At 62.4% G+C, this 12,557-nt stretch carries 14 protein-coding genes; 7 read left to right on the top strand and 7 right to left on the bottom strand.

The features are described from left to right. The first annotated feature begins 109 nt into the window (after positions 1 to 109). The 6 genes from AC3EML_RS00910 to AC3EML_RS00935 all read left to right on the top strand — a co-directional run bounded on the left by AC3EML_RS00910 (position 110) and on the right by AC3EML_RS00935 (position 3,587). Positions 110 to 904, top strand: coding sequence for a response regulator (locus tag AC3EML_RS00910; protein WP_023670097.1), 795 nt, complete (start codon positions 110 to 112; stop codon positions 902 to 904). Positions 905 to 1,123: 219 nt separating this feature from the next. Continuing rightward, positions 1,124 to 1,291: a DUF1328 domain-containing protein gene (locus AC3EML_RS00915; RefSeq protein ID WP_023670098.1), complete on the top strand. Its 168-nt coding sequence runs from the start codon at positions 1,124 to 1,126 to the stop codon at positions 1,289 to 1,291. Positions 1,292 to 1,451: 160 nt separating this feature from the next. Next, a complete protein-coding gene (locus AC3EML_RS00920; RefSeq protein WP_023734641.1) occupies positions 1,452 to 2,486 on the top strand; it encodes a sensor histidine kinase in 1,035 nt (344 codons plus the stop codon). A gap of 129 nt (positions 2,487 to 2,615) precedes the next feature. Then, complete coding sequence (locus AC3EML_RS00925; protein WP_023690108.1) at positions 2,616 to 2,792, top strand: hypothetical protein; 177 nt, start codon at positions 2,616 to 2,618, stop codon at positions 2,790 to 2,792. Positions 2,793 to 2,934: 142 nt separating this feature from the next. Further along, the gene (locus AC3EML_RS00930) at positions 2,935 to 3,261 is read left to right on the top strand and encodes a hypothetical protein (protein WP_352521767.1); all 327 of its coding nucleotides are present in this window, start codon (positions 2,935 to 2,937) and stop codon (positions 3,259 to 3,261) included. Positions 3,262 to 3,344: 83 nt separating this feature from the next. After that, a complete protein-coding gene (locus AC3EML_RS00935; protein ID WP_023670102.1) occupies positions 3,345 to 3,587 on the top strand; it encodes a YMGG-like glycine zipper-containing protein in 243 nt (80 codons plus the stop codon). A gap of 39 nt (positions 3,588 to 3,626) precedes the next feature. Here AC3EML_RS00935 and AC3EML_RS00940 read toward each other — a convergent pair whose 3' ends face one another. The 4 genes from AC3EML_RS00940 to xylF form a co-directional block, all read right to left on the bottom strand. After that, on the bottom strand, positions 3,627 to 5,273 hold the full coding sequence (locus tag AC3EML_RS00940; RefSeq protein ID WP_352521766.1) for a CHASE domain-containing protein: 1,647 nt from the start codon (positions 5,271 to 5,273) through the stop codon (positions 3,627 to 3,629). Positions 5,274 to 5,429: 156 nt separating this feature from the next. After that, positions 5,430 to 6,227 carry an ATP-binding cassette domain-containing protein gene (locus AC3EML_RS00945; protein WP_023734644.1) on the bottom strand — a complete coding sequence of 266 codons (798 nt, stop codon included), beginning with the start codon at positions 6,225 to 6,227 and terminating at the stop codon, positions 5,430 to 5,432. A 12-nt stretch (positions 6,228 to 6,239) separates the two neighbouring features. Next, positions 6,240 to 7,556: a sugar ABC transporter permease gene (locus AC3EML_RS00950; RefSeq protein WP_023734645.1), complete on the bottom strand. Its 1,317-nt coding sequence runs from the start codon at positions 7,554 to 7,556 to the stop codon at positions 6,240 to 6,242. Between the two features lie 144 nt (positions 7,557 to 7,700). Next, on the bottom strand, positions 7,701 to 8,741 hold the full coding sequence (gene xylF, locus AC3EML_RS00955) for a D-xylose ABC transporter substrate-binding protein (RefSeq protein WP_023822587.1): 1,041 nt from the start codon (positions 8,739 to 8,741) through the stop codon (positions 7,701 to 7,703). A 256-nt stretch (positions 8,742 to 8,997) separates the two neighbouring features. Here xylF and AC3EML_RS00960 point away from each other — a divergent pair, with 256 nt between their 5' ends. Beyond that, positions 8,998 to 10,233 carry an ROK family protein gene (locus AC3EML_RS00960; protein ID WP_352522077.1) on the top strand — a complete coding sequence of 412 codons (1,236 nt, stop codon included), beginning with the start codon at positions 8,998 to 9,000 and terminating at the stop codon, positions 10,231 to 10,233. Between the two features lie 30 nt (positions 10,234 to 10,263). Here AC3EML_RS00960 and phoB read toward each other — a convergent pair whose 3' ends face one another. The 3 genes from phoB to pstB are packed head-to-tail and all read right to left on the bottom strand — an operon-like array spanning position 10,264 to position 12,540. Further along, positions 10,264 to 10,953 (bottom strand): phosphate regulon transcriptional regulator PhoB, encoded by a 690-nt coding sequence (gene phoB / locus AC3EML_RS00965; protein WP_352522076.1) that lies wholly within the window; start codon positions 10,951 to 10,953, stop codon positions 10,264 to 10,266. 16 nt (positions 10,954 to 10,969) lie between these two features. Continuing rightward, positions 10,970 to 11,674, bottom strand: coding sequence for a phosphate signaling complex protein PhoU (phoU, locus tag AC3EML_RS00970; RefSeq protein WP_352462178.1), 705 nt, complete (start codon positions 11,672 to 11,674; stop codon positions 10,970 to 10,972). A gap of 41 nt (positions 11,675 to 11,715) precedes the next feature. Next, positions 11,716 to 12,540 carry a phosphate ABC transporter ATP-binding protein PstB gene (pstB, locus tag AC3EML_RS00975; protein ID WP_023670110.1) on the bottom strand — a complete coding sequence of 275 codons (825 nt, stop codon included), beginning with the start codon at positions 12,538 to 12,540 and terminating at the stop codon, positions 11,716 to 11,718. Between the last annotated feature and the right edge of the window lie 17 nt (positions 12,541 to 12,557).

The raw sequence follows: 12,557 nt of genomic DNA on the forward strand, positions 1-12,557 counted from the left end.
TTCCACAAGTGTCGGAACTTTTTCGCAAAACCCGCGTTTGGGTGTTGGGGCTTGCAATCAGCTTGACCTGCAATCTATGCAATCACGTCATCTGAGGGAGACGTCTACCATGAGCCTTTCCGCAACCATCGCTCCGCACCTGCCGTTCCTGCGCCGCTTTTCACGGGCCGTATCCGGATCGCAGGAGAGTGGCGATGCGCTGGTCGCCGCGATGCTCGAAGCCATCATCGCCGACGTCGACATCTTCCCGCAAGCGTCAAGCGACCGCATCGCGCTCTACAAGGTATTCGCCAAACTGTTCACCTCCATTGCCATCCGCGTTCCGCAGGAGCAGGCACAATCGGCATGGGAGCAGCGCGCCGCCGCCAATCTGAACGCCATTGCGCCACGGCCACGCCAGGCTTTCCTGCTGGTCGCGGTCGAAGGCTTCGGTGAAGACGAGGCAGCTGAAATTCTCGATGTCGACGCCAAGGAATTCTCCGAACTGCTTGCCCAGGCGAGCAACGAGATCTCTCGCCAGGTGGCGACCGATGTGCTGATCATCGAGGACGAGCCGCTGATCGCCATGGACATCGAGGAAATGGTCGAGAGCCTCGGCCACCACGTGGTCGGAACCGCGCGCACCCATACCGAGGCGGTGGCGATGTTCGGCAAGACAAGGCCGAAGATGGTGCTGGCCGACATTCAGCTTGCCGATGGCAGCTCGGGTATCGATGCGGTCAACGAAATCCTGTCGTCGACTTCGGTGCCGGTAATCTTCATCACCGCCTTCCCCGAACGTCTGCTGACCGGCGAGCGGCCTGAACCGGCCTTCCTCGTCACCAAGCCGTTCAATCCCGACATGGTCAAGGCGCTGATCAGCCAAGCGCTGTTCTTCGACCGGCAGGCCAAGGCCGCCGCGTGAAGTAGGGCCTTCAATCTCCAACTTTTCGCCGCCTCGCAGCGTTGCCGGCACTGGCGATCGCCTAGCCCGGCGATCGGCGGCTGCCCGTCGCTCCGTATGGGGCGCACGCGCGTGAATCAATTCGCACCGGGCCTCTTCCAAAGACCTTCTTTTTCGGCAAATGGTGGAACAAACAGCAATCACTCACGTTCTTGATTCAGTATCGGAAGGAGACAGATCATGCTCTACTGGGCGCTCGTATTTCTCGTCGTGGCGATCATCGCCGGCGCGCTTGGTTTCGGCGGCATCGCCGGTACCTCGGCCGGTATCGCGCAAATATTGTTCTTCATCTTTCTCGCCTTCCTCGTCATCTCGCTTCTGGCCGGCCTGTTCAGACGGGCATCGTAGGAGCGGGCGAACACTGGAAGCCGCACCCCTCAAACGGTTTCCAGCCACCGCCGGGCGATGTCCTCCAACGGGACATCGTCCGGCGGACCTTTTCTGGGGACCTACTCAGGAACTGAGTCCAAGTGAATCGTTCGGTCCTGATCAGGTGGACAGGTGATTGATGCGTTCCATTGGCGGAGGCGAGAGCGGACAGGGCGACGAGGTGATCGCACTGCACCCGGCTGAAAGCGGAATGCAGCTTGGCCGGGCCTTGCTTCACGCTCTGCACAATGCCGGCATTTCCGTCCTCTATCAGGATCGTGAATTGAAGACTGTATGGGCCCGCAACATGCGTGCGCCGTGGGTTTCCGACACAGCCGACAGCAACGGCGCGTTGCCACCGGCGCAAGCTGAGCAAATCGCCGCCGCCAAAAGCAATGTGATCGCTTCCGGCAATCCGGAACGCCTTGAACTGAGTGTTGCCGCCGGTGATGGCATGCGCTGGTTCCAGGTATGGGTCGATGCCGATCGGGGCCATCGCGGCGACGTGCAGGGCGTCGTCACCACGATGGTGGAAACCACCGAGCAGAAACGCCGCGAACAGACGCTGAAGACGCTGTTGCGCGAAGTCAGCCACCGCTCCAAGAACCTGTTGGCCATCATCCAGAGTATTGCCACCCAGACCGGCCGCTATTCCGAGACACCCGACGATTTCCTGAAGCGCTTTCGCGGCCGCCTGCAGTCACTGGCTTCCTCGCAGGATCTGGTGACGTCGTCGAACTGGCGGGGTGCAGCACTTCGCGAGCTTATCCGCGGCCAGGTCGTCCGCTACGGCGCCGATCCCGCGCAGAGCCTGCGCTTTAATGGCGTCAACCCCTACCTCAATCCCAACGCGGCCATTCATATCGGCCTGGCTATGCACGAACTCGCCGTCAATTCATTCAGCTACGGCGCCCTGGCGCGGCCCGACGGCTTTGTCGAGGTAACCGCAGATCTGTCGAACGTCGCAGAGGCCGCAGACAAGCCGGCTTTGTCGCTGACCTGGGTCGAGGCCATTGTCGCCAATGATAACAGGCGCACCGAGAAACGCTTCGGCAGCGTTGCCCTCGAACGTGTCGTGCCGGCATCGCTGAACGGCACGGCGACGCTGGAGATCACCAGTGACCGCCTCGAATATCGCCTCGTCGTTCCGCACGGCAATTTCGAAACCGAATGAGCGGCGGGATTCCTTAACCGGCTGTTCACCATAAAATCCGATGCTGTGGTTCCCAGAGATTGCTGGATCTTGACCGATTCAACTGATGTTTCGGCCGCAGCCTGCAACGCGAGTATGGGAGGAATGATCATGACGGTTGCCGATATGAACAGGCTGGAGCAGGCCGCCCGGGTCTCGATGAGCGGCTTTCAGGATCCTGATGCTTCAGCCTCGCCTTTGCAGCACGCCTGGCATCCCTTGCTTCGCTTCGCCGCTGTCGCGCTCGTCGCCGCTGTTGTGCTGATCGTGGCGTCGCAATTGGCCTGAGCCAGATGCTCAGGTTCACGCCGCTCTCAAGCAGCCCGGCTCAGAAGCTGTCCAGTTCGTAGCCAACCAACTATTAGCACTCTTTGCGGCACAGGAACTTTGACGGCTGTGGACCGTTCTTATGGCGAGAGGACGTGTCGCCGTGGAACACATCGCCGCTTTGCTTTTGGTAATTGGCTGTTCGAACAACATGACCGAATGCCGTGAACTGCCGGTGCCGGTCAGCGTTTTCGAAACCGCCGAAGCATGCACGGCAGAACGTCCATTCGCTGCCGGCGACGTGCAGGATCAGGCCGAGCACGTCGTTGCCAAATGTCTTACGGTCGACCCCGCGCTGGAGGATGATTACGACCAGATTGTCTGGAACGTGCGCCCGGACGGTTCCCTCGACGCGTCTTTGCAGATTTCCAGTGTCGTGGTCGCGTCGAACGCCACGCGCCGCGAAAAAGACTCTCTTAGCCAACAATAAGATCGAGCGGGCAAAGGCTGCTGTTTCGTGCTAAATAGCGGCTGGAGCTTACTAAAGTGAGGACAAAAGTGAGGAGAGATTCTATGCGGAAATTGATTATTGCCATGGTTGCGGTGGTCGCCGTCAGCGGCTGCAGCACGACCGAGCAGGATGTCGGTGTCGGCGCCGGTGTCGGTGCTTTGGCCGGCGGACTGATCGGCGGCGGCAAGGGTGCGCTGATCGGCGCAGCCGTTGGCGCCGGTTCCGGCCTGCTGGTGCGCAACCTGCGCAACGGCTATTGCCAGTATCGCGACAATCGCGGCCGGCTCTACACCGCTCGCTGCTGATCCGCTTCAAAAGCGTCAGACAATCGCGACGGAGACCGGTCAGCCGGTCTCCGTTTGTTTGACTGCATCAGGCTGCGGGATCCTGATTTCCACCGTAAGCCCATCGGCGCGAAAATCTCGGGCAATCGTGCCGCGCAACTCGCGCGTGACATTGAGGTCGATCAGCTTGGTGCCGAAGCCGGTCTTCGCCGGCGCTTCGAGTTCCTTCTGCCCGGCCTCGCGCCAGTTCAGAACCAGCATCCGCTCGGACCCGCGCCCCTCGAACGACCAGTCGACCTTCAGCGCACCCACGGAATTGCCGGCCTCGCCATATTTCAGCGCATTCGTCGCCAGTTCGTGAAAGGTCAGGCCAAGCGCCTGCGTCGTCCTCTCGTCGAGCAGCACCTGAGGCCCTGACAATATCCCTTCCGGAAGCTCCTTGCCGAATACCTGGCCGAGCTCGATGCGCAGCAGGTCGCCAAGATCGGCCTTCTGCCAGCGCGAACGCGTCAGCATGTCCTGGGAAGCCGCCATTGCCTGCAGGCGGGCCGAGAAGGAAGTTGAGAACTCCTGCACGTCGGTTGCTTGCGCCGCCGTCTGGCGCGCAATCGCCAGCACCCGCGTGATCGAATTCTTGATTCGATGCTTCATCTCCTGCAGCATCAAATCCTTTTCGAGCAGGCTTTTTTCCGTCGTTTCATGCAGCAGCGACTTGGCGTCGTAGGCGCGCTCCTGGTAGCGGGCCACCAACGCTATGGCGCCGGCCAGAAGCAGGCCGAACAGCCCGAGCATGACCGGAATGGCGCGCGAGGACGGTTGCGAAAATGCACTTGTCGGCCGAAACAGCACCGTCCAGGGCCGACCGGCGACGATGATCTTGCGCGTCACCAACAGCCTGTCGCCAAAGCTCGCAACCGGCGGCGTCTCCGACTGGAACAGAAGATTGTCGGCGTCGGCCGTGCCGTCATAGATCGCGGTGTTGACCGGCAGCAAAGGCGTGCGGCTGAGCGCGGTCTGGAACAGGTCGCGGGCGCGGAAGGCCGCGTAGAGAAGGCCTGATGTCGATGATCTGGACGCATTGATACCATCCGGCGCGGTTTCGACATTGAGCCTGACGAAGACCAGGAAACCGGTAAAGGTCTGCGCCGCGCCAGTGTCCTGGCCGAGCTGGACCAGACCGCTTGCGTGCTGTGCGTCATCGGCCATCGCCTTTTCGATCGCCTCGCGCCGCACCGGCTCGGTGAACATGTCGTAGCCGATGGTGGATTCGTTGGCAGGGTCGAGCGGCTCGAACAGCACGACGGGCGTGCGCCATGGCTGTGTCGTGTCCGGATAGACCGTGTGGGCGGCGCCGCGGTCGCGCAACATGTCGCGCTCGACCGCCGCTTCGTCACCGGTCTTGGCCAGCCTGAGATAGCCGATGCCGCGCAGGCCGGCGAAATTGTTATCGACATCGAGGGCGCTGAAGAAGGCCTTGAATTCGCTACCTGAAATCTCGCCATTGCGGGCGTCGAACAGCGCCTGCGTCGAGCGCAGCAGTGACAGATGCAGATCGATACGGCTTTCGATGCGGTTGAGCGCGTCGTCGGCCGTCGCCTCGAACTTGATGCGCGCCGCTTCCTGGGTCGCGAAATAGGCGAAGCCCGCCATCGTCAGGCTGATCAGTGCAACGGCAATGAAGGCAAGGATCGGGAAAAACTTCTTCAACGCAGGCCCATGGACGGTTCGGGACCTTTATGGGCAAGTCGCCGCGGCAAGACAATGGCGCGGCCAAGCCATAATGACAGCTGGCATATCATGCATATTTAGCCGGCTTATCGATCTCGAGCATCAGTGAATACGACAGCTGACGATAGCGTGGTCTCAGGCCGCGATCTTCAGCGCACCCGGACCGGGAATGGCGCCGGGCGGGCACTTTCCCAGGATGATCATGCCGAGCACTTCGTCCTGGGTCACATCGGTGGTGCGCGCGGTGCCGACGACCTGGCCGTTCTTCATTACGCAGACTCGGTCGGCAAGCTCGAACACGTCGTGAATGTCGTGGCTGATCAGGAAAATGCCGATGCCGTCGGCCTTGATCTGCTTGACCAGTTCGCCGACCTGCGCCGTCTCCTGCGGCCCAAGCGCGGCCGTCGGTTCGTCCATGATCAGGATGCGGGCGTTGAACAGGATGGCGCGTGCGATCGCCACCGACTGGCGCTGGCCGCCCGACAGCTTGATTACCGGCTCCTTGAACCGCTGGAAGCGCGGATTGAGCCGGCTCATCACCTTGCGCGCCTCGGCCTCCATGGCGACATCGTCGAGTGTCCCCCACGCGGTCATCAGTTCGCGGCCGAGGAAGAGGTTGGCGGCAGCGTCGACATTGTCGGCCAGCGCAAGCGTCTGGTAGATCGTTTCGATGCCGTATTTCTTGGCGTCGCGCGGAGTGGAGATCGAGGCCTCCTGGCCGTTGACCAAGATCTGGCCGGCATCGCGCTTGTAGGCGCCCGACAGGATCTTGATCAGCGTCGACTTACCGGCGCCGTTGTGGCCAAGCAGCGCCACCACTTCGCCCGGGAAAAGATCGATGGACGCATCGTCGACGGCGCGAATGCCACCGAACGCGATCGAGATGTTGCGCATGTCGATCAGTGGCGTACCAGTGGGAGCAGTTTTTTCCATAATCGTTCCTCCCTAGACGCGCTTGCGGTAGACGGTGTCGAGCCAGACGGCGATGACCAGGACAGCGCCAACGACAATGCTCTGCAGCGGCGAGTCGATGCCGAGCAGCACCATGCCGGATTGCAGCGACTGCATCAGAAGCGCGCCGAGCATGGCGCCCATCACCGTTCCGGCGCCGCCCGCGAGCGACGTGCCGCCGATGACAGCGGCCGCGATCACCAAAAGCTCGTCCAGTGTGCCCAGCGCATTGGTTGACGCATTGAGACGGGCCGACGAGATCGCCGCGCTGATTGCAGCCAGCACACCCATGATCATGAACACCTTCATGGTCACCCAGCGCGTGTTGATGCCGGCGAGTTCCGCTGCCTCCGGATTGCCCCCGATGGCGAAGACATAGCGGCCGAAACGCGTGCGCTTGGTGATGAACGTCATGATGATGCCGACAATCACCGCCATCAGCACCGGTATGGCGATGCCATGCGCGATGAACAGCCCGCCTTCGGGAACGGTGATGCCGTTCTGCTGTGCATACTGGCGCACGATGCCGATCGGCCATGGATAGGAATTGGCGATCCACACGGCGCCGAGGATGGCCGCGCAAGCGACCACGCCAAGCAAGGTCTCGGCCCAGACGGGGCGCAGTGGAAAGCTGAAGCGCTTGCGTTGCGAGCGGCCGTTGAGCAGCGCGAAGGCGACCGCTGCGCCGGCGACGATGCCGACGATCCAGCTGGCAGCGGCGCCAATCGAGCCGCGTGGTCCGCCGCCCATCAGCTGGAAGGTGGCGTCGAGTGGCGCGACCGTGCGCCCGCTGGTGATGAGCCATGCCATGCCGCGCCAGACCAGCAGGCCACCAAGCGTCACGATGAAGGCCGGAACCTGCATATAGGCGATGATGAAGCCCTGGAACGCGCCGATCAGCAGACCAAGCACCACGCCGGCGGCAAGCGCGATGATCCAGAGCCAGGGGTTTCCAAGCTGGAAGCCGATGATGCGAATCAGGAATTCGGCCTGTGCCACGCCCATGATCATGCCGATCACGCCTTCGGCGGAGCCCACCGAAAGGTCGATGTTGCGCATGACGATGACCAGTACCATGCCGGTCGCCATGATCGCGACCGAGGACGTCTGCACCGACAGGTTCCAAAGATTGCGCGGCGTCAGGAAAAGCCCACCCGACAGGATATGTATGCCGACCCAGATGACCAGCAGCGCGCCGACCATGCCGAGCATGCGCGTGTCGAGCTCGGTCGCTTTCAGGAACCGGGCGACCGCGCCGAGTTCAGACGCTCGTGCCGTATCGGCCTGCGGATTTGAGGTCGTGTCGGTCATGATGTCCTCCAGCGGCTTGCCGTCTGGCGCGGATGCCGGACCACAGCCTAGAAGTTTGCCGCCGATGGCGGAAACACACAATTCTCGTAGAGAAAACGCCGCGGCTTGACAGCCGCGGCGCCTCATTTCTTCAAGTCGTCGAGATCAGTTGCAAGCCGCGACGCTGCCGGCGGCGACGCCCGTGCAGACTTCGTCCTTCTTGATCCAGCCGGCGTCGATGACGACGTTGAGGTTGTCCTTGGTGATCGCGACGGGGGTCAGGAACAGCGACTTGACGGTGTTGCCGCCAGGCGTGGTGAAGTCCTTGGCGCCGGCAATGTCGCCCGTCTTCTTGCCATCGGCAAGCTGCGAGGCGATCTCGGCGGCGTTCTTGCCGAGTTCGCGCGCGTCCTTCCACACCGACACCGTCTGCGTGCCGAGCGCGATGCGGTTCAGAGCGGCATGGTCGCCGTCCTGGCCCGAGACCGGAACCGTTCCGGCAAGGCCCTGCGCCGTCAGCGCGGCGACAACGCCGCCGGCTGTGCCGTCATTGGCCGCAACCACGGCATCGACCTTGTTGTCATTGGCGGTCAGGAACTGTTCCATGTTCTTCTGGGCATTGGCCGGCAGCCAGCCATCGGTATAGGCCTCGCCGACATTCTTGATCTTGCCCGAGTCGATGGCTTCCTTGAGCACTTCCATCGAGCCCGAGAACAGGAAATCGGCATTCGGATCCGAGCCAGAGCCCTTGATAAAGACATAGTTGCCCTCGGGCTTCGCCTTGAACACTTCGCGGGCCTGCATGCGGCCGACTTCTTTGTTGTCGAAGGTCAGGTAGAAGACGTCCTTGTTCTCGATCAGGCGGTCATAGCCGACGACCGGAATGCCTTCGTCCAGCGCCTTCTGCACCGCCGGGCCGATGGCCGACGCGTCCTGCGCCAGGACGATCAGCGCGTTGGCGCCTTGCGAGATCAGGCTTTCGACGTCGGTCAGCTGCTTGCCGGGATTGGACTGCGCGTCGGCGGAAATGTACTTGTCGCCGGCGGCTTCGATCGCCGTCTTCATCGCCGCCTCGTCCGTCTTCCAGCGCTCTTCCTGGAAGTTCGACCAGGAGACGCCGATGACCTTGTCCTTCGCCTGCGCGACCGAGACCAGCGTCAGCGACATGGCGGCGCCCGCCAGCATGGCGGCTGCAAATCTGTTCATGATAAACCCTCCCTGCGCCGCGCGCGGCGCGACAAAACTGGCCCGAAGGCCTGCACACAGAGGCTCCATTTTTTCGAGCCTCGAAAAAACACTGGTTCAATGATAAAGCGCTGTCAACATGGTTTCTGATGGCCTTGCCGAATTTTTTCGAGCTCCGCAATAAACAATGACAGGGCTGCCGGCGTCTGCCAATATTTGGCTGGTGCCGTCGAACGCCTTCACTATCATGAGGCGCGAGGAGGCCGGGAGGAAACAAATGTCGGTTGGAATCCGCCACGACGATCTGCGCCGTCGCAACCGCGCGATGGTGATTTCGGCCGTGCGCCGGGCCGGCCAGCCGTCGCGGACCGAGATTGCGGCGACCACCGGCCTCAGCCATTCGACCATATCGGCAATCTCGTCTGATCTGATTCAAGAAGGCATCCTGATTGAAGGCAAGCCTGGCGAGACCGGCTCGCTGAAACGCGGCCGGCCGCAGGTCGGCCTTGGCCTCAATCCGGAAGCGGCGGCGGTGATGACCGTGGTGCTGTCGCTGAACTTCCTCTCCGTCACCGTCATCGACTATGCCGGCCAGGTGGTCGCGGAAGAACAGCGCCGGCTCGACACGCTGACCATGCCGCGCGACGAACTGATCGGCGAATGCGTAGCAATCGTCCGGCGGCGTCTCGAGGACCCGGACCTGGACGTCCAGAGCATCGCCCGCATTGCCATGGGCATCCAGGGCATCACCGATTCGCAGGCGCGGGCCATGCTGTGGTCGCCAATCACGCCACTGACCGACATTGCCTTCGCCGACATGTTGGAAGCGGAATTCGGCATTCCGGCCACCATGGAGAACGACTGCAATATGATGGCGGTGGCGCTGCAATGGCGCCAGCCCGAGCGCTACCGCGACAATTTTATCGCCATCCTCTTATCGCACGGCATCGGCATGGGACTGGTGCTGAAAGGCGAACTTTTCACCGGCACCCATTCCTCGGGCGGCGAGTTCGGCCACATGATCCACCGTCCGGGCGGCGCGCTCTGCCGCTGCGGGCGGCGCGGCTGCGTCGAGGCCTATGCCGGAAACTACGCCATCTGGCGCAGCGCCAAAATGATGGGCGAGGATGCCGAGCCGGTCGATATCGGCGACGCTGATATGCGCGCACTCGCCGCGCGCGCCCGCGAAACCGACGGCCCGGAGCGCGAAGCCTATCGCAAGGCCGGCGAGGCGCTCGGCTTCGGCCTCGGCAGCCTGTTTGCGCTGATCGATCCGGCACCCGTCGCCATGGTAGGCGTCAGCGCCGCCGCCTTCGACTTGATCGAACCGGCATTGCGCGAAGCGATCGCCCAGACCGCCGGCGGCCAGCACTCGAAATCGATCTCCTTCGACACCGAGCCCAACGAGCTGCCGCTGATCCGCGAAGGCTGTGCCATGCGCGCGCTCGGCTTCGTCGATCAGGAGATTTTCGCGCCGGGCATTCAGGCCAAATCCGGCAAGCATGTCGCCTGAATGGCCGGCAACGGCGCGACGCGCAGCATCCTAGTCTTCCCTGATCGCGTAGCCGGCGCCGCGAATGGTACGGATGACATCCGGCATGCGGCCGTTGTTGACCGCTTTGCGTAAGCGCCCGACATGGACGTCGACGGTTCGCTCGTCGATATAGATCGTCTCGCCCCAGACATTGTCGAGCAGTTGGCTGCGCGAGAACACGCGGCCGGGATGGCGCATCATGAATTCGAGCAGCCGGAACTCGGTCGGTCCGAGCCTGATCTCGCTCTTCTTGCGGTAGACACGGTGCGACTCGCGGTCGAGCACGATGTCGCCGACCTTGAGCACGCTGGACAGCACTTCCGGCTTGGCCCGGCGCAGCAGCGCCCTCACGCGCGCCATGAACTCCGGCGTCGAGAATGGCTTGACCAGATAGTCGTCGGCGCCGGTGGACAGGCCGCGCACGCGATCGCTTTCCTCACCGCGCGCGGTCAGCATGATGATCGGCAGCCGCTCGGTTTCGGGCCGCACTCTAAGGCGCCGGCAGAGCTCGATGCCGGAAACAGCGGGCACCATCCAGTCGAGCACCAGGAGATCGGGCACGTTTTCCTGCAGGCGGATCTCGGCCTCGTCGCCGCGTGTCACCACCTCGACGTGATAGCCTTCGGATTCGAGGTTGTAGCGGAGGAGCACGCCTAGCGGCTCCTCGTCCTCCACGACCATGATGCGTGGCGCGATCATCGGCAGTTCACCCTCATCAGGCCGGCATGGCCATCGCCGTCTCGTCCTGCTTCGGACGATTGGCGGGCAGTTGCTGGCCGGTCAGCACATAATACGCATTTTCGGCGATGTTGGTGACATGATCGCCGATGCGCTCAAGATTCTTGGCGCAGAACAAGAGATGCGTGCAGGCGGTGATGTTGCGAGGGTCTTCCATCATGTAGGTCAAGAGCTCACGAAACACGGACGTGTATTTGACGTCGATGCGCTCGTCGTCATTCCTGAGTTTTGCAAGCGCTGCCGCATCGGTGGCGGCATATTCCTCGACGACGCCTTGCACCTGGATCAGCACCAGCTGCGCCATGGCGTCGATGGAGTGCGAGAGGTCGCGCGGCGTGACGCTCAAGCCCACGGTGCCGACGCGTTTGGCGATGTTCTTGGCGAGGTCGCCGATGCGCTCGAGGTCGCCCGCCATGCGGATCGAGCCGACCACGGCACGCAGATCGTTGGCCATCGGCTGACGCTTGGCGATCAGCGTGATGGCGCGGTCGTCCAGTTCGCGCTGGCGCGCATCCATGATGGCGTCGTCGGAAACGACACGCTGTGCCAGCGCATTGTCCGAATTGAGCAGCGCCCTGGTCGAGCCGCTGACCATCGAGCCTGCCAGATCGCCCATGTCGCGGATCAGCTTGCTGATCTGCCCGAGCTCTTCATCGAAGGAGGCGACGGTATGTTCACCCATGATCTTGGTCCTCGTGCCTGAAAATTCACCCGCCGGACGGCTCAGCCGAAGCGGCCGGTAATGTAGTCCTGGGTGCGCTTGTCGTCGGGGTTGGTGAACATCTTGTCGGTGGCGCCCTCCTCGACGAGATAGCCGAGATGGAACATCGCCGTGCGCTGCGACACGCGCGCCGCCTGCTGCATCGAATGGGTGACGATGACGATCGTGTAGTTCTGGCGCAGCTCGTCTATCAGCTCCTCGACACGGGCGGTGGCGATCGGATCGAGCGCCGAGCAGGGCTCGTCCATCAGGATCACCTCCGGCGACACGGCGATGGCGCGCGCGATGCACAGGCGCTGCTGCTGGCCGCCGGACAGGCCGGTGCCGGGCTCCTGCAGGCGGTCCTTGACCTCGTTCCAGATCGCCGCCTTCTTCAGGCTCTGCTCGACGATCTGGTCCATGTCGGACTTGCGCTTGGCCAGCCCATGGATGCGCGGGCCGTAGGCGACGTTCTCGTAGATGGACTTCGGGAACGGGTTGGGTTTCTGGAACACCATGCCGACGCGTGCGCGCAGTTCGACGACATCGATGTTCTTGTCGTAGATGTCGTCTTCATCGAGCGTGATCTTGCCGGTCACCCGCGCCGAATCGATGGTGTCGTTCATGCGGTTGAGGCAGCGCAAGAAGGTCGACTTGCCGCAGCCGGAGGGGCCGATCAGCGCCGTCACCTGGTTCTGGCGGACGTCGAGATTGACGTCGAACAACGCCTGCTTCTCGCCATAGAACACGCCGACCTTGTCGCCGCGCATCTTGATCACTTCGTTCGACTTGGCGTTCATTTTGTCGCCCACTGCATTCTCAAGGGACTGTTCGGTCATGATGTTCATACCAAATTGCCTTTTTT

Source organism: Mesorhizobium sp. P170090 (genome assembly GCF_057786115.1).